Consider the following 340-nt stretch of genomic DNA (forward strand, 5'->3'; position numbering starts at 1 on the left):
CCGCACACTCGTCGCCGGTGTCACGGTGTCGCAGTTGGCGCACTCTTACGACATGTCGTTCGCGGCGGTGCAGAAGCACGTTGCGGTTTTGGAGGAGGCGAGGCTGGTGACCAAGGAGCCACGCGGCCGTGAGCGGATGGTGCGGGGCAACCCCGATCGCATCCGCCAGGCGCAGCGCCTGCTCGACGGCTTCGAGGTGGTCTGGCGTTCGCGCATCGATCGTCTCGACGTTCTGCTTGCTGAAGACGACGACCCGGCTTCAACCGACACCTGACCGACTAACCGAAAGGAAGATCATGCCTGTCACCTCCGTCGAGAAAGACCTCGACCAGCTCACCAT

At 63.5% G+C, this 340-nt stretch carries 1 protein-coding gene; it reads left to right on the forward strand.

The genetic code is table 11. The annotated features are described in order from the left end of the window. Positions 1-274, forward strand: a 274-nt coding sequence (locus BV453_RS01630) for a helix-turn-helix domain-containing protein (protein WP_249520706.1), incomplete at its 5' end; no start/stop codon positions are given. Positions 275-340: the final 66 nt, after the last annotated feature.

This window comes from Microbacterium sp. ER1 (assembly GCF_023383675.1).
Lineage (GTDB): Bacteria > Actinomycetota > Actinomycetes > Actinomycetales > Microbacteriaceae > Microbacterium.